We start from the raw sequence: 16,989 nt of genomic DNA, 5'->3' as shown, positions 1-16,989 counted from the left end.
GCCGCCGGCTTGCCGACTCCAGCCGGACATGTCCTCTTGCCGCCGTCTGATCCGGGGGAAATCCACATGCTCAATCGCCGTCGCCTGCTCGCCGCCTCCGCCGGCGTGGCCAGCCTTGGGGCCTTCGGGTCGGCCCACGCCCAGGGCGGCGCCCAGGTTCAGGCCGAAGCGCTCTACGACCGCATCTTCGAGGGCATGCTGGCGTCCGATCCGCTCAACGCCTCCGGCCTTGGCCTCGACAAGGAGGCCCGCGCGTCCCTGAAGTCGAAGGTCGGCGATCGCTCGCAGGCCGGCCGCATGGGCTCGTTCCAGCCGCTGATAGACGCCCGCGATAGTCTCAAGGCCGTCGACCGTTCGGCGCTCTCGGGCCGCAGCGTCACCGAGTACGATACCGTCACCTGGTACGCCGACCGCTGCGCCGAGGGCGCGCGCTTCGCCTTCGTCGGCGTCGAGTCCTACGACTATCCGGTGCCCTACGTGCTCAGCCAACTGACCGGCTGCTACCAGAAGGTCCCGGACGGGCTCGACACCAAGCACGTGATCGAGACGAAGGCCGACGCCGAAGCCTACCTTGCGCGCCTCACCGACTTCGCCAAGGCGATGAACGACGAGACCGCACGCGCCAAGGACAACGCCGCCGTGGGCCTGATCCCGCCGGACTTCATCCTCGACAAGGCCCTGGCCCAGATGAACGCCCTGGCGGCGCAGAAGGGCGAGAGCTCGGGCCTCGCCGCCTCGGTGGGCCGCCGCGCCGCCGAGAAGGGCCTGGGAACCGACTGGGGCGCCAAGGCCGCGGCGATCGTCGATGGTCCGGTCGCCCAAGCCCTAGCCGGCCAGATCGCGCTGCTGACTGAGCAGCGCCGCACCGCCGTGCATGACGCCACCGTCTCGCGCCAGCCGATCACCGCGGCCTACTACGAGTACGCACTGCGTTTTCACACGACGACGAACCTGACCCCCGACGCCGCCCACAAGATCGGCCTCGAACAAGTCGCGGACTTGACCGCCCGCCTCGACCCGCTGCTGAGGGCGCAGGGCCTGACCCAGGGCTCGGTCGCCGCCCGCCTGGACGCCTTCGCCAAGGATCCGGCCCAGTTCTATCCGAACACCGACGCGGGCCGGCAGGAGCTGCTCGCCGAACTGAACCGTCAGATGACGGAGGTAAAGGCCGCCGCCCCGAAAATGTTCAACACCATCCCCAAGGACGGGATGGACATCCGCCGCGTGCCGCCGTCTATCGAGATCGGCGCCCCGCGCGGCTATGCCGAGAGCGGCTCGCTCGACGGCTCGCGTCCCGGCACCTACTACATCAACCTGCGCGACACGACCGAGTGGGCGAAGTGGGCGCTGCCGACCCTCACCTATCACGAGGCGGTTCCCGGTCACCTGTTCCACGGAGCGCTGGTGCAGGAAGCCGGCGCTTCGCCGATGCTGTTCAAGAACATCGGCTTCACCGCCTATGGCGAAGGCTGGGGGCTCTATGCCGAACAACTCGGCGACGAGCTCGGCATGTACGACGCCTATCCCGCCGGTCGCATCGGCTGGCTGCAATCCTTCCTCTACCGCGCTGCGCGGATCGTTCTGGACACCGGGATCCACGGCAAGGGCTGGAGCCGCGAGCAGGCGATCACCTACATGCGCGAGACCGTCGGCCTGCCGCTCGGCGCGGCCGAGAACGAGATCGACCGCTATGTCGTGTGGCCGGGCCAGGCGTGCGGCTACAAGATCGGCCACACCGAGATCGACCGCCTGCGCTCCAAGTCCAGGGCCGCCCTGGGCCCGAAGTTCGACATCAAGGGCTTCCACGATGCGGTCCTGCTCGGTGGATCGCTGCCGCTGGCCGTGCTCGAGCGCGTCGTCGACCAATGGACAGTGTCCCAGCGCTGATGAGCGACCCGGCCGATCTCGCCCGCGAACTGACCATCGACTTTGTCGGCGGCGCGGTCGGCCATCGCCACCGGTTCGGCGGCGGCCGCGGCCAGGATCTGCCGCGCGCCGCCGGGTTCGTGAAGGGGGTCACCCCCACGGTCATCGACGCGACGGCCGGGCTCGGGCGCGACGCCTTCTTGCTGGCCTCGCTGGGGGCGCAGGTGACGCTGATCGAGCGCTCGCCGCACGTCCACGCCCGTCTTGCCGCCGGACTAGAGGCTGCAGCCGCCGATGGGCGCACGGCTGAGGTGGTCGCCCGCATGACCCTGCTGCACGGCGACGCACGGCTGTTGCTGCCGACCCTCGCGGCCGACGTGGTCATAGTTGATCCGATGCATCCCGAGCGCACATCCAGCGCCCTGGTGAAGAAGGACATGCGCCTGCTCCGCGACCTTGTGGGGACCGATCCCGACCAGCTCGAACTGATGCAGGCCGCGCTGGCCTGCGCCGGCAAGCGCGTGGTCCTGAAATGGCCGCGCAAGGGTCCGCCGATGCCGGGCCTGCGCGCGCCGTCGCACCAGATCGTCGGCAAGACCCTGCGCTACGACGTTTTCATGACCGCCGCTTCCTGAGAGAATGGCCCCATGAGCGTCGCCTTCACCAAGGAAGAGGATAGCGAGTCCGCCGCTGCGGACCTGCCCGATCGTCCGATCTCCCCGCACCCCAACCTGGTCACCGCCAAGGGCCTGGCTCAGCTCGAGGACGAACTTGCAAAGGCCCGGGCCGCCTACAGCGCCGCCCAGGCCAGCGGCGACGTCAACGCTGACCGCACCGCCATGGCCAGGGCCACCCGCGACCTGCGCTACTACGGAGCGCGTCGCGCCAGCGCCCAGCTGATCGAACCCGACCTGTCGCTGGACACCGTTCAGTTTGGGCGCAGCGTGACCTTCGAGCGCGAGGACGGCCGGCGCCAGACCTACGCCATCGTCGGCGAGGACGAGGCCGATCCCGCCAGTGGCACGGTGTCATACATATCGCCCCTCGCCCAAGCCCTACTCGGCAAGGCCTGCGGGGACATCGCCGAGATCAACGGCGCCGAAGTTGAGGTGGTCTCGATCAAGTGATGTCGGGGCGGGACCCGCTGGCGAACCGATCCACGGCTTAAGTGTTGTCCTTCGACTTCGCCGCCCGCCTCGGGCGACGGCCAGGAAGGAGAAGCCATGACGCCACTCAAGACCAACCCGACGCCCGTTCGTGATCGCTCGGCGCAATCGGCGGCGCGGCAGCGCCGCAGCCTGGAGCAGATCATCGAGGGCGTCCGCCGCCAACGGCGTCACATCCTGATGCTCGACGGCGTTGACCCGCTCCGGGGCGGCGTCGCCGACTAGCCTTCGGCCAGCAGGCTCAACAGCACGTCCACGCAAGCGGCTGAGTTCGCGGCCGCGGCCTCGACCATCTCGTCATAGGTCAGGTGGCTGTCTTCCCCGGCCAAGTCCGACAGCGTGCGGATCACGTACAGCGGCGTGTTCCAGGCCCGCGCCACGACCGCCACCGCGCCTGACTCCATGTCGATCGCATCTGCCCCGAACCGGGCGTGCAACTCGTCGCGTGTCGCCGGGCAGTTCAGGAAGTAGTCCGCGGTCACTATGCCGCCGAGACGCGCGTCGAGCCGGCCGCCCATGGCCGCCGACAACTGCGCGAGGATCGCCCGTACGGCCTCGTCCACCGGTTCGGGCGCGCTCAGCACCGGCGCCCCGACCGGGATCACGCCGTAAGCCGTCGGCGTGAAGGCGCCAGCGGTGACGATCCCATAATCGTGCACCGCCAGACGCTCAGCGAGCAGCACCGAGCCGACGCTCAAGGAAGGGTTCAGCCCGCCGGCGACCCCAGAAAAGATGAGGCTGCGCGCGCCGAACGCCGAAAGCAGCAGGGTCGCGGCCGCCGCCGCATTCACCTTCCCGATGCCGGCCTGAGCCAGCACGACGGGTTCGCCGCGATAAAGCGCGCGCCAGACCTTGGTCGGCCCATGGATTTCCGGCTGCGGACCGGCGTGCAGGACGCGGCGCAGGGCGGCCATCTCTTCAGGCGTTGCGCAGAGGATCGCGTGCATGCGCTCCGCTTAGCACGGCCTCAGCGCCGCTGCCCGTCTTCTGCGGCGCGCAGGACGAAAGCGAGGATCTCGGCCACCGCCACATAGAGCCCCTCGGGGATCTCGGTCTCAACCTCAATGGTCGACAGCGCTTCGGCGAGCGCCGCGTTCTTCTGGATCGGCACGCCGTGCGCCTGCGCCGCCTCGATGATCTTCTGGCCGATATGGCCGCGGCCGCTAGCAACGACCCGCGGCGCGTGGGGGGCGTCGTAGGTCAGGGCCACAGCCAGGGTCTTGCGAGGTTCCTCGCTCATGAGGTCTGGTCCACAAGCCGGCCGGCCTCGGGCTCGGCGATGCGCGGAGCCCCGGCATGCACCGCGATCTCGGCCCGGAAGTCGGCGCGCGCCATGGCCGCGCCCAGCAGTTCGCGACCTTCCTCAAGCCGCGCCAGCCCGGTCTCGCGTTCGGCCCACAGTCCGACGATCGCCTGGCCGCCGGCCAGCGAGACCCGTGCGTGGATCGGCCCCAACGGCTCGATGTCGAGCGAGAACGCCGCCCGCCAGGTGGGCTGGGCCTCGCCGCCCTTGCCGCGGCCGTCACGGCTGATCTCGAACTGCGCCACCGTCGCACCTTGCGGCGTGGTGAACGGCATTTCGAACATCCAGCGGGTCACCTGCGCCTCGACAGGCTCGCCGGCCGGCATCGAGGCGATCTGCAGCAGTTCCTGGCGGGCGACGGCGCTCTCGGTCTCGGCCAGCAGCCGCTGACCGATCTGACTTGGCGCGGCGTCGAGCGGAAGGCTGGGAGCGGCCGCCGGTTGGGCCCGCGGTCCGCCCGCGCGATAGGGCGGCGGCGGTGTGCGCGCCGGCGCTCTGGCGTCGGGCGTGCGGGGGACGCCGGCCAGCCACGCACTCAGCGCCTGGCGCAGCACCAGCAGCCCGGCCTTCATGTCCTGGCCCATCGGCGAGACCTGCGGCGCTGCGGCCAGCTTGGCTTCGAGGAACAGACCTGACTGCGACAGCGCTTTGGCGACGTCGGCGCCGCCGACCCGGGCATCGAACGGCGTCGCCTGGGCCAGCACCTGCGCTGCCGCCGAGCGGACAGGGCTCGGCAGCGCCGGATTGCCGGCGGCTCGGGTCAGGTCGGCCATCAGCGGCGCCAGGCCCCCCTGCCGGGCGGCCGCCTGCTGCGCGGTCTGGGCAAGTATCTGGGATTGAACTTGGCCTGGGTCGATGTCTATCGAGGGGGCAGCCGGGGGCGTCACCGGAATCACCGGACGCACCGGCGTGACCGGTATCGCCACCTGGGGCGTCAGCGGGCCTTGGATCGGCGTGATCGACACGAGCGACTCACTTGCCAAAAGTTGCCGACATCTTACCGGCCGGGAGTGAAGCTCGGCTTAAGATCGGTGTGATCCGGTCAACATGGAGATCCCCATGGCGGACGCAGACATAGCTGGCGCCGAGATCGTCCGCTGGCTCGACAGCCCGGGCGCGGAGCCGGAACTGCTCGTCGGGTGCGGCTTCGACGACGGTGAACACGAGGACCTCCTGTCGATCCTCGCCGTCGATCTCGATGGTCGTCGCATCACCTATGCGACCCGCGCGGCGACCCGCTCGGTTCCCTTCGCTCGACTTGCCGACGGCGCGGTCGTTCCCAGCGACGCCCTCCGCAAAGCCGTGTTCGCCGCGATCCCGGCCCGCGTACGAGAGGAGAACGCCGCGTACGAGGAAATCCGCGATCTGGTCCCGCGCCGGCCGCCCTCCCGCGAGGATCTCTTCGTCATCCTGGAGGCGGTCCGCGACCATCGACGCGGTCTGACGCCGGACCGCGATGCGCGTCACCTCCGCGCCAAGGCGCTGAAGCGCAGCGGGGCATGGAGCGCCGGCGTCGCCATCGCGGGCGGCTGGCGCGACGCGGCGGTCGCGGCCGGCGCCTGGCCCCAGGGCGACATCGCCATTCACCTGGCGCGGTTTCAGCGCGAGGCCAAGGACGCCCGCGGCTCTCTGGCCACCCTCGCCGATCTCCGCTTCGCCCGTCCGTCCATGAGCGGGCGACAACGGGCTATCGTCGCCACCATGGAGGGGGCCGCCCACGCCGACCTCTTCGAAGCCCAGCGCCGCAACGCCGAACATCTCGAGCACGCCTTCGCCTGCGCGGCCCAAGCCTGGGCGATCTCGCCCAAGGACGAGGAGGCCAACGCCCTCTATCAGCGGCTGCACGCCCTTACTCCTAAGCGGCCCTAGCCGCCCCCTGCCCTTCGCACGCCGCGCCTGCTATTGGGCGGCGTAATGACCCTCGACCAGCTCCCGCCCCTGCGCGAAACCCTCGCCGAGCACGGCCTCCTCGCCAAGAAGAGCTTCGGCCAGCACTTTCTGCTGGACCTGAACATCACGCGGAAGATCGCCCGCCTGGCCGAGGTCGGCGAAGGCGACCATGTCATCGAGGTCGGTCCTGGTCCCGGCGGTCTTACCCGTGCGTTGCTGGAGACCGGCGCCAAGGTCACCGCCGTCGAGGCGGATCCCCGGTTTGCGCCTTTGCTGGAGGAACTCTCCGTCGCCTCGGGAGGCGCGCTTACCGTCCGCCTGGAGGACGCTCTGAAAACCGACGAGGCGTCCGTCGCCGCCGGCGCGCCCGCCCACATCGTCTCCAACCTGCCCTACAACGTCGGCACGCCGCTGCTGATCAAGTGGCTGACTGGGGCCTTCACGCCCGCGTCCATGACCTTGATGTTCCAGAAGGAAGTCGCCGACCGAGTCGCCGCGGAACCTGGATCGGAGGCCTATGGCCGACTTTCGGTCATCGCCCAGGCGACGAGCCACGCGGCCGTGGTCATGGACGTGCCGGCCCGTGCGTTCACGCCGCCGCCCAAAGTCTCCTCGGCGGTGGCGCGGTTGACTCCACGTGCCGACCGCCCGGCGCCTGAGCGGCTCGAGGCCCTGCAGCGCGTGACGGCCGCCGCCTTTGGACAACGCCGCAAGATGCTGCGCTCCAGCCTCAAGGTTCTGGGCGGCGCCGAACTCTGCGAGGCAGCCGGAATCGCGCCGGACGCCCGGGCCGAGACGATCGACGTTGCGGGCTTCCTGGCCCTTGCCGACGCGCTCCGCGCAGCGTCTTAGCCGCCGCCGAACATCTTGGCCCGAAGCCGGCGCATGCCGCCGATCCAGCGGTCGTAGTCCGCGGTTTTACGCTGCATATAGGTCAGCACGACCGGGTGCGGCAGGATCAGGAAGTTCTCCGCCGCCAACCCTTGCACCACGCTTTCGGCGACGTCGTCAGGGGTCAGCACGCCGTCCAAGTTCTGCGGCTGAGAGGCGGCGTCACCCTGGCGCAGCATGGCGGTGTCGACGCCCTGCGGGCACAGGATCGAAACCTTGATGCCCTGGTCGCCATGGGTGATGGCCAACGACTCCGCGAAGCCGACCGCGGCATGTTTAGTGGTCGAGTAGACCGCCCCGCCGATCTGGGACAGCAGCCCCGCCGCCGAGATCGTGTTCAGCAGATAGCCGCCGCCGCGCGCCTGCATGCCGGGGATAACCGCGCGCGCCGCATGGACGTGCGCCATGACATTGACGTTCCACGCCCGGTTCCAGACCGCATCCGGCGACGAGGCCGCGCTCTGCTTGTCCGGGTCGCCGTCGCCGACGCCCGCGTTGGAGCAAAAGAGATCGATGCCGCCATGCCGCGCCTCGATGTCGGCGACCATCGCCGCCACCGCCGCGCCGTCGCTGACGTCCAGGGTCACCGCTTCGCCGCCGATTTCCTTGGCGACGGCGGCCGCGCCCTCGCCGTTGCGGTCGGCGACGATCACCGCCTTGGCGCCCTCGCGCGCGAAGCGCCGCGCCAGCCCGGCGCCGATCCCCTCGGCGCCGCCGGTGACGACGACGACCTTGCCCTTAACTTCCATCGAAATCCGTCCTCTTGATCAGGCTTGGGCCGCGTCGGCGTAGCCGGCGTACGAGTTCTTCATGCTGGCGTGATTGAGCAGCATCTGCGCGACCTGCTTCTCGCCCTTGGCGTCGAACACCTGCGTGCGCACCCAGTAGGACTCGGTGCGCTTGCTCTCGGCCAGCGCGACGATCTCGCGACGCAGCACGTACTCCTCGCCGACGAACAGCGGACCGTCGATGAGCTTGATCTCCTGATCGGCGAACAGCCCTACGGCGGGTCCCTTCACCGGAAACGCCGCCTCCCGGCTCGAATACTCGAACAGCACGCTCAGCATCTCGAACGGGATGATCGCTCGGCCCCACGGCGAGTCCGAACCATCGACGTACCACGGCGAGGTCTCGGTGATCTTGGCCAGCTTCTGGTTCAGGCTGAAGGGATAGAGCGCGCCCATGTTCTGGTCGGGGTCCATCCGCACCCGCTCCTCCTTGACCCCGGTCATGCCGACTTTCAGGTCTTCCAGGATCAGCAGCTTTCCGGGCGGTCGCAGCGCCGCCATCCGCGCCTCCAGCAGGCTCGGCTCGGTCTGCGGTCCGACGCTGGCGCTGGCCTCGAGCACGGGGGTCCCGTCGGCCTTCTCGGCCCAAACGCGCGTGCGCGTGGCCCCCTCGGCTGGGATCTCGGCGAAGGCGCGGACTTCCTCGCCCTCGACCACCATGTTCAGGAAGTGGGAGGAGATGCAGCCGGTCTCGTGCCAGCGCCGCCCCCAGATCTTGGCCAGCAGCGGCTGGAACTGGCTGAAGTGCGTCGGCCCTTCGATCGGCCCGGCCCGGAAGCCCAGCTTCTCGGCCATCGCGTCATCATGGATCGAGGTGTGCCCGCCATATTCCTGGTCAGCCAACATCTGCGCCGGCTTGCGCAACGGGCCGGCAAGGCTGAGGGGCGTATCGAAGGTCATGGGGCGTTCTCCTCTCTATCGCGCGCCCGCCGCCAGCCGGGCGCAGCGCGATATAGACGCATGCAAGGGCGCCTCAAACAAGCGTTTGAACGATGCTTACGCGCTACGGGCCAGCAGGGCGGCCAACTCGGCCTGCCGGTGGGTCCCGGTCTTGCTCAAGATCTGCTTGAGGTGCGAGCGGACGGTTGCAATGCGCACGCCCCGAAGCCGCGCAATGTGATCCAGCGACAGCCCCCGCGCCAGATCTGCCGCTACCGCCCCCTCGGCCGGCGTCAGTCCAAAGAGCTCGCAGAGCGGCTCTATGGCAAGCGCCGCATCTGGCTCCCTCACGAAGACCAACGCGCACGGCCTCTGGTCGCCCAGTCCGGTCGCCGACGGCCGTAGAGGCGCCACCGTCAAGGTCAGTGGCGCCCGCCCCTCGCGCGCCACCGCCAAGGCTGCACCTGCCGGCGCCGGCCTCCCAGCTGCGGTTTCAAGGGCGTCACGGATCTGGGATTGGAGCCTTTCGTTCAGCGCCGGCCGTCTGCACCACATCCTCCCGCCCTTCACCGCCAGCTCCCGGTTGGTCTGCAGGATGGCTTCGGCAGGCCCGCTGGCGTGGATCACTCGTCCGGCCCCATCGAGCACAATCACTCCGGCCGCAATCTGATCTAGGGCCTGCAACGCTACGTTTTGGACGCTGCTGAGCGACAGGCGCTGACCCAGTTGAAGCGCCCGCCGCAGGTGCGGCAACAGCAACGCCGCCCTGCGGCGGTCGTTCGACCCGTATCGTTCAGCGGCGCGCGGTCGGTGGATGCCCATAACCCCGACCGCTCCATCGACAGCTGGGAAGACGGCGCCGAGCATGTGGTGGATATCGAGTTCCGCAAGCCACTCCTGATAATAGCCGCTTTGCGCCTGCTCCTCGGCCGTCACCAGGTCGTCGCCGGTGATGATCTGCGACATGCCGCGGACGATCGAACGCTCGACCCAGAGGTCCCGGCGATGCCAATCCTGGGCCCAGGATTCACGCGCCTGAGCCACTACGAGGTTCTCGGTGCGCTCCAGAAGCTCGACGCTGTCAGCTACGCCGTGCAGCTTCACGACTGCGCTCGAGGATTCGAAGGCGCGCGCCATGCGCTCGGCTGTGCCGAGCCAAAGCGCGTCATCCAGCGCCGCATCGTAGAGATGCGCGATAAGCTCCGTGAGACGTGCGTCGTAATGTTGGGTCGCGGACACCGTCGTTATCTAACACGTCATTCGAGACCGGCGTTATATGGGAGCGTTATGCGGTCAGGCCGCCCGCTCGAAGCCGATGGCCCGGCTGACGTCGCGCAGCAGGCCGTAGGCGGTGACCTCGTCCATGCCGCCGGCAAGCACCGTCGCCTTACCGCCGCCTTCCAGGGTCAGGGCGTTGGCGATCTGCGCCACCTTGGCCCGATAGCCCATTCCCGCGGCCACGCTCACGCTTGGATTAACGATCGTCACGTCGCCTTCCTGGCCCGTGACAGCATTGCGGATCAGCAGGCGATGGATGTCCTCAGCCTTGAAGGTCCGTCCCGCAGCTTCGATGCGGTCCGGCCCCACGATGATGACCGACGTCCCCCGATGTTCCGGCGGCCGCATGTCTCGAATGAACGCGGCCCAGATCGCAAGTCCACCGATACCGATCAGAACGATACCTAAGGGCAGCATCGGCAGACCCATGACGACGGCGATCGCGCCGATCACCCCCAGATAGATGAACTTCGGCGCCGGAGCGGGCGTCACCGTAAACAGCGTGTCGCCGCCCCGCTCTGACCTCACGTACTCGGACTTCTGCTTCATTCCGCTCGCGCCGCGGCCTTGCCGCGGCGCCCCCTTCTGGTTTCCCCGCAGGACGGCGCGCGGGCCGCCGTCGCTCAGCCGATGACGTCGCTGATGTCGTTTTCGCGCCAGTCGGCGGGCATGCTCGACTGCTCGCAGCGCCGGGCGCTGTGCTCCCAGCCGAACTCGGTTTTGGACTTGAAGCCCGCGTCGCCCAGCAGTTCGTAGGTGACGATGCTTGTCTCTTCGCCGCCGCCGCGCAGGTCGCCGCAGCTCTGCGTCACGCGATAGGTGCTCGAAGCGGTCTGCTCGATCTTCTTGAACTCGCAAAAGTCCTGCGAGCCGCCCAGGCCCTCACGGCGCAGCAGGACGACGGTGGCGTTCGATGCCTGGGCGCACGGCGTGTCGGCCGCCACGTAGTAGCCGCGCTTCAGAGGCAGTTCGGCTACGATCCTGCCCCGAGCGTCGGCGGTCTTGATCACGCCGGTCGACGTCGCGTCGGCGGCGGGGCTTTCGATCACGGCCTCACGCTCCCCGCAAGCGGCGAGCCCGGCTGCAGCCGCCAGAGCCAACAAAGCTGCTTTCATTCGTCCGCCCCAAGCGCCCGACTTCCGTCAGGTCAAAATGGTGGACGTCGGTCGGTGGCCGCATCCCCCATTTGGGGCGCCCCGATAACTTCGAGCCGTGAAACCGTCGGGGCCTCGGTCACAACCGCGTGTCAGCGCGCCAGGCCGTAGCCGTAGTCGAATGCTCCGTATGGCCGACCGGCTCGGTTCCAATAGCGCCAAACGCCGTTCTTCTCCTGGCCGATGGTCAGGGCCAGGGTCCCGCTCTCGCCGATCGGCATGACGCTGGTGATGTAGCCGCTGCGATAGCCGCCGGTGCCGACCGCAACGCCGACCTCGCCGTGGATCTGGCGATCTCGCGGTAGCCGCACGCCTTCGCCATATGCTTCTTCAGTCGCCGCGGCCGGGGAATCGGCCAGCCAGCGTCTGATCTGCTCAGCGGTGTCCAGCGCCTCGGCCTTCGGAGCGATCGTCACCGACGTCGCCGGTTCAGCGGCCGCCAAGTTGATTTCTGACGGCGCGACGCCCGTAGCGCCGGCGGTGCTCATCGCCTCCTGGGCCTCGGCGGTCCCCGCTGTCAGGACCAGCGCGGCCCAGGCCGCCAGAACGGTACGCGTACGCATGTCAGATGGCGCCTCCAAGCGCGCCCGAGCTTAAGCAGCGGATATGGGCGCTCGTAAGGCGCTATCCAAGCAGCGAGGTCGCCCCGTCCCAGGCCAGTTTGCCCCCGACTGCGATCAACAAGACGTAGATGATCCGATAGAAGTTCCCCGCTGGGACCCGACGGACGAGCCACACCCCGCCCCAAGTGGAGGCGATGGCCAGCGGCAGCAGCACGAGAGCCGTCATCATCGCCTCGCGCGTGAACTGCCCCAGCGCCCAGTAGGCCGGAACTTTCATCCAGTTCACTACCGCGAAGAAGATGGCGCTGGTGCCGATGAAGACGTCACGCGGCAGGTTCTTGGGCATCACGTAGATCTGGAACGGCGGCCCGCCGGCGTGGGCGATCTGGCTCGTGAATCCAGCCGTGACGCCCGCCAGCACGCCGCGCCACGGCAGCTTTTCCGGCTTGGCCGGCCTGGCCGAGGCCGACCCGCGCTCGGCCCACAGTCGCATCACTGCAAAGACGATCGAGATCGCCCCGACCGCCAGTTCCACCGCGCCCGGCTTCACGAACGCCGCCAGCGCGTACCCCACGACGATGCCGCCCGCCGCGCTCGGCAGCATGACCGCCAGCACGTTTCTGTCCCAAGTCTTGCGGAACGACCAGACGCTGACGACGTCCTGCACGATCAGGATCGGCAGGGTGATCGAGGCGGCCAGCACCGGCGACACCGCCAGCGCGATCATCGGGACCGCGATGACACCGATGCCGGAAAACCCGCCCTTGGCCAGGCCCAGCAGGATCACCGCCGGGATCGCGACGGCGTAGAAGAAGGGATCGGTGAGCAGGAGGCTCTACTTCCGCTTGCCGAGTTCGGCGGCGATGTCCTTCACGTTGTGGCCCACCTTGCGGTGCGCGGCGATGACCTGTTCTGGCTTCACGCCCCAGCGCTTAGCCCAGAACGCCACCTCATGACGCTCGCGGACGTCCAGCCGCACATTGTCGCGGAAATCCCGCTTGCCCTTGGGTTCGGCCATGATCGCCTCCGTGATCGCCCCTGGCCTACCAAGTCCGTCGCGCGGCGCCTACCCGCCTGGACGCGAGCCGCTCGGCCGGCTGACCACGAACGCCGCGCAAGCCGCCAGCGCGGCGGCGACCGCCAGCGCCAGCCATAGATCAGGATGCACCGACAGGAAGAAGACTGCGAACCCGACCGCCATGCCCGTGCAGGCCAGCACCTTCGCCTTGCGCGGGATCGCCCCATGCGCTCGCCAGTCGCGCACCAACGGCCCGAACTGCTTATGGTCCAGGATCCAAGCCTCCAGCCTCGGCGAGGACTTTGCAAAACAGCCCGCCGCGAGGATCAGGAACACCGTGGTCGGCAGTAACGGCAGGAACGCCCCGGCGATGCCCAGGCCCGTGAACCCCAACCCCAAAACCAGATAAAGCGCGCGCGTCATGCCAATTGAGAACTTCTCTCAAAAGCGCCTGCGGCGATAGGGGTCAGGCCGCCAAATCTGCGAGACGCTGCGCCAAGGCGACGTTGACAGCCTCGTAGGCCGGCGTGAAATCGCGGGCGATCTTGGCCTTGCTCCAGGTCGCCGGCAGCAGGCCGCCGAGCACCTCGGTGTGCAGAACGTGCGTACCCTCCGCATGCGGCGTCAGAAGGAACCCGTGCCGGCCGGCGAAGACCAACGGCACGTGACCCGACCAAGCGAGCTCTCGCCCTGGTTCCGCCGCGACGATCCGGGTCGTCTGGCGGATCACGCCCTTCCCGGCCAGATTGCGGAACACCATCTTCACCTTGGCCCCGACCTTGGCCGCCCCATAGGCCTCCAGGTTAAGCGGGTTCCACTCGCCGTACCGCTCGAAGTCGGCGAGCACGGCCCAGACCGCATCGGGCATAGCGGGAATGATCGCTTCGGTGCGGATCTGATGCATGGCTCAACTATATTCGCAAAATTCGCGTCGGCTGCCATTGTCGCAGCATGGCGAACACCGACCTCGCGACGCGGACCTACAATCACGGCTGGCGGCTGGATCCGATCATCCGCAGCTTGTTGGACACCGACTTCTACAAACTGCTGATGCTGCAGCTGATCTGGAGCCTGCATCCCGAAGTCCAAGCCACCTTCTCGCTGATCAATCGCACCCGCCACGTGCGTCTGGCCGAGGTCGTCGACGAGGCCGAACTACGCGCCCAGCTCGACCACGCCCGCACCCTGTCGTTCTCGAAAAAGGAGCTGATCTGGCTCGCCGGCAACACGTTCTACGGCGAGACCCAGATGTTCAAGCCGGGCTTCATCGCATGGCTCGCCGACTTTCGCCTGCCGCCCTACGAACTGGCGCGGCGCGACGGGCAGTACGAGCTCAGTTTCCACGGCCCGTGGACCCACACCACCATGTGGGAAATCCCCGCGCTGGCGATCATCAACGAACTGCGCACCCGCAGCGTGCTGCGCGGCCAGGGGCGCTTCGCCCTGGACATCACCTACGCCCGCGCCAAGGCCAAGCTCTGGGAAAAGGTCGAACGCCTGCGCAAGTTCGACGGCCTGCTGATCTCCGATTTCGGGACCCGCCGCCGCCACTCGTTCCTCTGGCAACGATGGTGTGTGGAAGCCCTGAAGGAAGGGCTAGGCGACGCCGTGCTCGGCACGTCCAACGTCCTCCTGGCCATGGACGGGGATCTGGAGGCGGTCGGAACCAACGCTCATGAGCTGCCGATGGTCGCCGCAGCGCTGGCCGATACGGACGAAGCCTTGCGCGCCGCGCCTTACAAGGTGCTCGACGAATGGCGGCGCACCTACGGCGGCAACCTGCTCGTCGCCCTGCCCGACGCCTATGGCACTCGCGCCTTCCTGGCCGACGCCCCTGACTGGGTCGCCGACTGGACGGGCTTCCGTCCCGACAGCGCCCCACCGATCGAAGGCGGCGAGGAGATCATCGCCTGGTGGAAGGCCAAGGGCCGCGATCCGCGCGACAAGCTGCTGGTGTTCTCCGACGGCATGGACATCGACTCGATCGAAGAGGCCCACCGTCACTTCGCCGGCCGCGTGCGAATGAGCTTCGGCTGGGGCACCAACCTGACCAACGATTTCAAGGGATGCCTGCCCGGCGGCGGGGAGGCCCTCGATCCGATCTCGCTGGTCTGCAAGGTGACCGAGGCGAACGGCCGTCCCGCCGTGAAGCTATCCGACAATCCCGAGAAAGCCACCGGCGATCCCACCGAAATCGCCCGCTATCTCCGTGTCTTCGGAGCGGCAGGACGCCACGCGCATCCGGTCAGCGTCTGACCCCTGCGCCAAAACGCCCCACCTGCGCCTGCAACCAAACGGGTTTGGCTGCGCTTCACCACCCTGTCTCCCGGGTTGTTCTGAGCGCGCTCAATGCGCGTGGAGGCTGCAAGGTAAAGCTAGGCGTCCGTCAGGCCGGCTCCCCACGGAGCGCGGCCTCGCATGCATACCCATAACTATAATTATTTCCCAAAGCGCTGCATTATAGGCCACGTGCCGCATACCAATGTCACGATTACGCCTTGCCACGGTCCTTTGATGGCCGAATTGCCAGGTCAGCTTGGAGATGCCTCGGGGGAGGCCTCACAGATGTACGGGAGACCTCATGCGTTCCATCTTCACCTACGGGGCTGCGGCCCTCGCCCTCGCCATCGCCGCTCCGGCCTTTGCTCAAGACGCTTCTGAGCCGACCGCCCCGCCGGCGAAGGACGCCAGCGCCACCGCCGCCACCCTGGCCGTCGGCGCCACCGTGAAGGACAAGACCGGCGCCAGCATCGGCACGGTCACCGAAGTGAAGCCCGACGCCGCCGGCCAGCAAGTCGCGACGATCAAGATGGGCTCGGACACCTTCGCGGTCGAAACCAGCAAGCTGGCGATCGCCGACGGCTCGGCGACGATCAACGCCACGGCCGACGAACTGAAGTCGATGCTGAAGAAGTAAGCCGCTTCGAGCGCGCCCCGGACCTCCAGTCGGGGCGCGCTCCTCCTTTTATCGTCGCCGTCTGTGCGACACGGGTCGTTCCGCGATCAGCGGAAGACGTAGACGTCCCCACCTGCGCGTTCAGGCAGCGGCCCGGCCGCGATCGTCAGCTGCGCTCGCCGCCCACCGCACACGCAGCGCATGCGATCGGTGAACGCTCGCAGGGGCAAACCGCCCAGTCCTTGCGCCACCCAATGCGTCGGATCGCACGGCGCAGCCCGCTCACATCCCGGCGAGGCGCACCGCGCCACCAGGTGCCGATCCAGTCCCACGCACGCCAGCAGCGGCTCGCGCTGCACGTCGTTCCATTCCTCATGCTTCATGTTCGCCTCCAGCGGCAGAACAAAAACAGAACACGCAGGCACGGGCGACTCCGTTCAGGTTGATCGGCCAGACCGCCCTCCAACTCAAACGAGAGCAACCAACCGCAAGCATCGGAAGAGTCGCGGGTTCTCAAAACCGCGCAGTCATCCACAGGGGGCGAAATCCTGTGAACGGCCTGTTTTCCAGGAGCCGCGCGGGCTACTCGGCCAGCAGCGCCTCGACGAAGTCCGGCAACCATGGATTGCGGCCCGGCTTCATACGCTCCGAACGGTAGATGTGCCCGAGGTCGGCATAGGCCCGGTCGAAGTTCTTGTTGACGATCACATAGTCGTAGAGCCGCCAATGCTCGATCTCGTCCTTGCCCTTTAGCAGGCGCTTCTGGATGACCTCTTCGCTGTCCTGAGCGCGAGCGTGCAGTCGGCGCGACAGATCTTCCCATGACGGCGGGAGAATGAAGACCCGCACGCTGTCGTCCGGCGCGTTGTCGGCGACCTGCTTTGCGCCTTGCCAGTCGATGTCGAACAGCACGTCCTTGCCAGCCTCCAGGGCCGCCATCACCGGCGCCTTGGGGGTGCCGTAGCGATTGTCGTGCACATCGGCCCACTCCAGGAACTCGCCGCGCTCTATCATCGCGTCGAAGGTCGGACGGTCGACGAAATAATACTCACGGCCCTCCTCCTCTCCCGGGCGCGGCGCGCGAGTGGTGCAAGAGATCGACAGCATCAGGTCGCTGTGATCGGCGACGAGCCGCCGCGATAGCGACGTCTTGCCCGCGCCCGACGGCGAGGACACCAGCAGCATCATCCCGCGGCGGGTTGTTTCCCAGGGCCTGGGATGGTCGTGTCCGTCAGTCATTCGTCACTCTCGCACGTTCGGAGCGCCGCTTAACAGATACCGCCCTTTCGGCGGAAGG

At 68.0% G+C, this 16,989-nt stretch carries 23 protein-coding genes; 8 read left to right on the top strand and 15 right to left on the bottom strand.

What is annotated here, in order from left to right:
- Positions 1-66 precede the first annotated feature (66 nt).
- From GGQ61_RS03205 to GGQ61_RS03190, 4 genes are all read left to right on the top strand, one after another.
- Positions 67-1,887 carry a DUF885 domain-containing protein gene (locus tag GGQ61_RS03205; protein WP_183769859.1) on the top strand — a complete coding sequence of 607 codons (1,821 nt, stop codon included), beginning with the start codon at positions 67-69 and terminating at the stop codon, positions 1,885-1,887.
- On the top strand, positions 1,887-2,501 hold the full coding sequence (locus tag GGQ61_RS03200; RefSeq protein ID WP_183769858.1) for a class I SAM-dependent methyltransferase: 615 nt from the start codon (positions 1,887-1,889) through the stop codon (positions 2,499-2,501). Before GGQ61_RS03205 ends, GGQ61_RS03200 begins: the two co-directional genes overlap by 1 nt.
- Positions 2,502-2,513: 12 nt before the next feature.
- Positions 2,514-2,993, top strand: a complete 480-nt coding sequence (greA, locus tag GGQ61_RS03195) for a transcription elongation factor GreA (protein ID WP_183769857.1) — start codon at positions 2,514-2,516, stop codon at positions 2,991-2,993.
- A 96-nt stretch (positions 2,994-3,089) separates the two neighbouring features.
- A complete protein-coding gene (locus GGQ61_RS03190; RefSeq protein ID WP_183770629.1) occupies positions 3,090-3,257 on the top strand; it encodes a hypothetical protein in 168 nt (55 codons plus the stop codon).
- On the opposite strand, the gene mtnN is transcribed toward GGQ61_RS03190, so the two are convergent.
- From mtnN to fliK, 3 genes are read right to left on the bottom strand one after another with little or no spacing between them, the layout of a single operon-like run.
- On the bottom strand, positions 3,254-3,979 hold the full coding sequence (mtnN, locus tag GGQ61_RS03185; RefSeq protein WP_183769856.1) for a 5'-methylthioadenosine/S-adenosylhomocysteine nucleosidase: 726 nt from the start codon (positions 3,977-3,979) through the stop codon (positions 3,254-3,256). The genes GGQ61_RS03190 and mtnN overlap by 4 nt on opposite strands.
- A gap of 20 nt (positions 3,980-3,999) precedes the next feature.
- The gene (locus GGQ61_RS03180) at positions 4,000-4,272 is read right to left on the bottom strand and encodes an EscU/YscU/HrcU family type III secretion system export apparatus switch protein (RefSeq protein WP_183769855.1); all 273 of its coding nucleotides are present in this window, start codon (positions 4,270-4,272) and stop codon (positions 4,000-4,002) included.
- Complete coding sequence (gene fliK / locus GGQ61_RS22585; protein WP_183769854.1) at positions 4,269-5,300, bottom strand: flagellar hook-length control protein FliK; 1,032 nt, start codon at positions 5,298-5,300, stop codon at positions 4,269-4,271. Before fliK ends, GGQ61_RS03180 begins: the two co-directional genes overlap by 4 nt.
- 94 nt (positions 5,301-5,394) lie before the next feature.
- Here fliK and GGQ61_RS03170 point away from each other — a divergent pair, with 94 nt between their 5' ends.
- Both GGQ61_RS03170 and rsmA read left to right on the top strand, forming a co-directional pair.
- On the top strand, positions 5,395-6,204 hold the full coding sequence (locus GGQ61_RS03170; RefSeq protein WP_183769853.1) for a hypothetical protein: 810 nt from the start codon (positions 5,395-5,397) through the stop codon (positions 6,202-6,204).
- A gap of 45 nt (positions 6,205-6,249) precedes the next feature.
- The gene (gene rsmA, locus GGQ61_RS03165) at positions 6,250-7,077 is read left to right on the top strand and encodes a 16S rRNA (adenine(1518)-N(6)/adenine(1519)-N(6))-dimethyltransferase RsmA (RefSeq protein WP_183769852.1); all 828 of its coding nucleotides are present in this window, start codon (positions 6,250-6,252) and stop codon (positions 7,075-7,077) included.
- Here the strand turns inward: rsmA and GGQ61_RS03160 are convergent.
- From GGQ61_RS03160 to GGQ61_RS03115, 10 genes are all read right to left on the bottom strand, one after another.
- Positions 7,074-7,865, bottom strand: a complete 792-nt coding sequence (locus GGQ61_RS03160) for an SDR family oxidoreductase (protein WP_183769851.1) — start codon at positions 7,863-7,865, stop codon at positions 7,074-7,076. The genes rsmA and GGQ61_RS03160 overlap by 4 nt on opposite strands.
- Positions 7,866-7,883: 18 nt before the next feature.
- Positions 7,884-8,804 carry a hypothetical protein gene (locus GGQ61_RS03155; RefSeq protein ID WP_183769850.1) on the bottom strand — a complete coding sequence of 307 codons (921 nt, stop codon included), beginning with the start codon at positions 8,802-8,804 and terminating at the stop codon, positions 7,884-7,886.
- Between the two features lie 96 nt (positions 8,805-8,900).
- Positions 8,901-10,022, bottom strand: coding sequence for a helix-turn-helix transcriptional regulator (locus GGQ61_RS03150; RefSeq protein WP_183769849.1), 1,122 nt, complete (start codon positions 10,020-10,022; stop codon positions 8,901-8,903).
- A gap of 54 nt (positions 10,023-10,076) precedes the next feature.
- On the bottom strand, positions 10,077-10,610 hold the full coding sequence (locus tag GGQ61_RS03145; protein ID WP_183769848.1) for a hypothetical protein: 534 nt from the start codon (positions 10,608-10,610) through the stop codon (positions 10,077-10,079).
- Between the two features lie 74 nt (positions 10,611-10,684).
- Positions 10,685-11,110 (bottom strand): hypothetical protein, encoded by a 426-nt coding sequence (locus GGQ61_RS03140; protein WP_183769847.1) that lies wholly within the window; start codon positions 11,108-11,110, stop codon positions 10,685-10,687.
- Positions 11,111-11,307: 197 nt separating this feature from the next.
- The gene (locus GGQ61_RS03135) at positions 11,308-11,778 is read right to left on the bottom strand and encodes a hypothetical protein (RefSeq protein WP_183769846.1); all 471 of its coding nucleotides are present in this window, start codon (positions 11,776-11,778) and stop codon (positions 11,308-11,310) included.
- Positions 11,779-11,839: 61 nt separating this feature from the next.
- Entirely contained in the window at positions 11,840-12,607 is a 768-nt protein-coding gene (locus GGQ61_RS03130; RefSeq protein WP_183770584.1) for a sulfite exporter TauE/SafE family protein, read from the bottom strand.
- Between the two features lie 6 nt (positions 12,608-12,613).
- Positions 12,614-12,796, bottom strand: coding sequence for a DUF3606 domain-containing protein (locus tag GGQ61_RS03125; RefSeq protein WP_183769845.1), 183 nt, complete (start codon positions 12,794-12,796; stop codon positions 12,614-12,616).
- A gap of 48 nt (positions 12,797-12,844) precedes the next feature.
- Entirely contained in the window at positions 12,845-13,219 is a 375-nt protein-coding gene (locus tag GGQ61_RS03120) for a YbaN family protein (protein ID WP_183769844.1), read from the bottom strand.
- A gap of 43 nt (positions 13,220-13,262) precedes the next feature.
- Positions 13,263-13,700 carry an SRPBCC domain-containing protein gene (locus tag GGQ61_RS03115; RefSeq protein ID WP_183769843.1) on the bottom strand — a complete coding sequence of 146 codons (438 nt, stop codon included), beginning with the start codon at positions 13,698-13,700 and terminating at the stop codon, positions 13,263-13,265.
- A 47-nt stretch (positions 13,701-13,747) separates the two neighbouring features.
- Here GGQ61_RS03115 and pncB point away from each other — a divergent pair, with 47 nt between their 5' ends.
- Positions 13,748-15,052, top strand: coding sequence for a nicotinate phosphoribosyltransferase (gene pncB, locus GGQ61_RS03110; RefSeq protein ID WP_183769842.1), 1,305 nt, complete (start codon positions 13,748-13,750; stop codon positions 15,050-15,052).
- A gap of 325 nt (positions 15,053-15,377) precedes the next feature.
- Positions 15,378-15,713, top strand: a complete 336-nt coding sequence (locus GGQ61_RS03105) for a hypothetical protein (protein ID WP_183769841.1) — start codon at positions 15,378-15,380, stop codon at positions 15,711-15,713.
- An 86-nt stretch (positions 15,714-15,799) separates the two neighbouring features.
- Here the strand turns inward: GGQ61_RS03105 and GGQ61_RS03100 are convergent, their stop codons facing one another.
- Positions 15,800-16,075 (bottom strand): hypothetical protein, encoded by a 276-nt coding sequence (locus GGQ61_RS03100; RefSeq protein WP_183769840.1) that lies wholly within the window; start codon positions 16,073-16,075, stop codon positions 15,800-15,802.
- 199 nt (positions 16,076-16,274) lie between these two features.
- The gene (gmk, locus tag GGQ61_RS03095; RefSeq protein ID WP_183769839.1) at positions 16,275-16,931 is read right to left on the bottom strand and encodes a guanylate kinase; all 657 of its coding nucleotides are present in this window, start codon (positions 16,929-16,931) and stop codon (positions 16,275-16,277) included.
- Between the last annotated feature and the right edge of the window lie 58 nt (positions 16,932-16,989).

Origin of the sequence: Phenylobacterium haematophilum, from assembly GCF_014196295.1 — a bacterium.
Taxonomy (GTDB): Bacteria; Pseudomonadota; Alphaproteobacteria; order Caulobacterales; family Caulobacteraceae; genus Phenylobacterium; species Phenylobacterium haematophilum.
The sequence above is the reverse complement of the archived record's forward strand: the minus strand, read 5'-3'. Positions and strand labels throughout refer to the sequence as shown.

Coding starts and splice junctions, on each gene's coding strand:
- GGQ61_RS03205 (WP_183769859.1), top strand. CDS start 67: ATGCTCAATCGCCGTCGCCTGCTCGCCGCCTCCGCCGGCGTGGCCAGC.
- GGQ61_RS03200 (WP_183769858.1), top strand. CDS start 1,887: ATGAGCGACCCGGCCGATCTCGCCCGCGAACTGACCATCGACTTTGTC.
- greA (WP_183769857.1), top strand. CDS start 2,514: ATGAGCGTCGCCTTCACCAAGGAAGAGGATAGCGAGTCCGCCGCTGCG.
- GGQ61_RS03190 (WP_183770629.1), top strand. CDS start 3,090: ATGACGCCACTCAAGACCAACCCGACGCCCGTTCGTGATCGCTCGGCG.
- mtnN (WP_183769856.1), bottom strand. CDS start 3,979: ATGCACGCGATCCTCTGCGCAACGCCTGAAGAGATGGCCGCCCTGCGC.
- GGQ61_RS03180 (WP_183769855.1), bottom strand. CDS start 4,272: ATGAGCGAGGAACCTCGCAAGACCCTGGCTGTGGCCCTGACCTACGAC.
- GGQ61_RS03170 (WP_183769853.1), top strand. CDS start 5,395: ATGGCGGACGCAGACATAGCTGGCGCCGAGATCGTCCGCTGGCTCGAC.
- rsmA (WP_183769852.1), top strand. CDS start 6,250: ATGACCCTCGACCAGCTCCCGCCCCTGCGCGAAACCCTCGCCGAGCAC.
- GGQ61_RS03160 (WP_183769851.1), bottom strand. CDS start 7,865: ATGGAAGTTAAGGGCAAGGTCGTCGTCGTCACCGGCGGCGCCGAGGGG.
- GGQ61_RS03155 (WP_183769850.1), bottom strand. CDS start 8,804: ATGACCTTCGATACGCCCCTCAGCCTTGCCGGCCCGTTGCGCAAGCCG.
- GGQ61_RS03145 (WP_183769848.1), bottom strand. CDS start 10,610: ATGAAGCAGAAGTCCGAGTACGTGAGGTCAGAGCGGGGCGGCGACACG.
- GGQ61_RS03135 (WP_183769846.1), bottom strand. CDS start 11,778: ATGCGTACGCGTACCGTTCTGGCGGCCTGGGCCGCGCTGGTCCTGACA.
- GGQ61_RS03125 (WP_183769845.1), bottom strand. CDS start 12,796: ATGGCCGAACCCAAGGGCAAGCGGGATTTCCGCGACAATGTGCGGCTG.
- GGQ61_RS03120 (WP_183769844.1), bottom strand. CDS start 13,219: ATGACGCGCGCGCTTTATCTGGTTTTGGGGTTGGGGTTCACGGGCCTG.
- GGQ61_RS03115 (WP_183769843.1), bottom strand. CDS start 13,700: ATGCATCAGATCCGCACCGAAGCGATCATTCCCGCTATGCCCGATGCG.
- pncB (WP_183769842.1), top strand. CDS start 13,748: ATGGCGAACACCGACCTCGCGACGCGGACCTACAATCACGGCTGGCGG.
- GGQ61_RS03105 (WP_183769841.1), top strand. CDS start 15,378: ATGCGTTCCATCTTCACCTACGGGGCTGCGGCCCTCGCCCTCGCCATC.
- GGQ61_RS03100 (WP_183769840.1), bottom strand. CDS start 16,075: ATGAAGCATGAGGAATGGAACGACGTGCAGCGCGAGCCGCTGCTGGCG.
- gmk (WP_183769839.1), bottom strand. CDS start 16,931: ATGACTGACGGACACGACCATCCCAGGCCCTGGGAAACAACCCGCCGC.